Below are 1,163 nucleotides of genomic sequence, written 5' to 3' on the forward strand. Positions count from 1 at the left end.
TTGCTGTGCGAAATCAATCGGAATGAATTTACTTTGGCAAGATAAGTCAGGTTTGCCTCTTTATTTAAAAAGGATGCCATCACATTTAACTCTGAGCGAATAATAACTATTAGATCACAGACGATCAGCTCAATCAAGGTTGTTTTTTGTACAATGAGAGATTATGAAAAAAGAACGTAAAAACGTTCTTTTCGGAGAAATTCTACAGCCTCAACGCCGCAATAAGTGGACTAAAATGGTGGGTTATAATGTGTAGCGAAGCGAAACCTAACCCACTGTTTTAGTTCCATTTAATTGCCTTGTTAGGCTTTATTGCTAAACAATACCAGAAGCTTTATTTATTTTATGTTCCAGTAAAAATTCGCCAGCACGTAGACAAAATAGAACTAAGAAATCATAAGAAAACTTTAAAGCAGCGATTTTTGTTTCTACGAACTGTACTCCAGATAATGGTGACTCACCGGCGTGTACAAATTGATTTCTTACAGCATACGCAAATGACAATATTTGAGGAATTGAGAACTGATCATTATTTGTAAACAAATTAAAGACTTGCGGCAGATACTCTTTTTGCTCTCTAGAAGTAGCACTTGCTTGCAAATGATCAATATACTGTTGCATATCGGCTCGGTGATCACCTTTATGTACAAGATCACCATTCATCCCCCAAAAATCAAGCCTGACGTCGAATATATCGTGCTGCAAATCGATAACATTCAAGGTTTCTTCGGAAAGCGCATTAATTTTAGATCGGGGGTTAGTAACCAATCCCTCTGATTTAAAAGCAATCAACAAAGCTTCATAACAAAACCAAATATCACACAGTTTATGCATTAATGTGTGTGATATTTGGTTGTTTTCTTCTTGTGAATGTCGAAACCCAGCCTTCATTTCAATTGAAGTAGATAAAGTGTTATTCAACCTAATATCGAATAAATTGAAATCAACATCAATAGATGAAATTTTTTCTAGTTCTTCGAAAGCATTTTCATACATCGCATGAAACCAATCAAAAAAACCTTCACCTTCTACTGTTACAGCTACATTATTCATATTTTCCCAGATTAATTATAAAAATTCCGACTATAAGCCTAACGAGGCTGTAGAGTTTCTCATTTCAGCCTGTTTATTTTAAATAAAAATGACAGTAGCTTACATTTACT

General features: G+C 34.6%; 1 protein-coding gene. It reads right to left on the reverse strand.

Annotated elements, in window-relative coordinates; genetic code table 11:
- Nucleotides 1-315: 315 nt before the first annotated feature.
- The gene (locus V6255_RS17910; protein ID WP_341629367.1) at nucleotides 316-1,053 is read right to left on the reverse strand and encodes a hypothetical protein; all 738 of its coding nucleotides are present in this window, start codon (nucleotides 1,051-1,053) and stop codon (nucleotides 316-318) included.
- Nucleotides 1,054-1,163 lie beyond the last annotated feature (110 nt).

The organism is Psychromonas arctica (assembly GCF_038155225.1).
GTDB lineage: Bacteria > Pseudomonadota > Gammaproteobacteria > Enterobacterales > Psychromonadaceae > Psychromonas > Psychromonas arctica_B.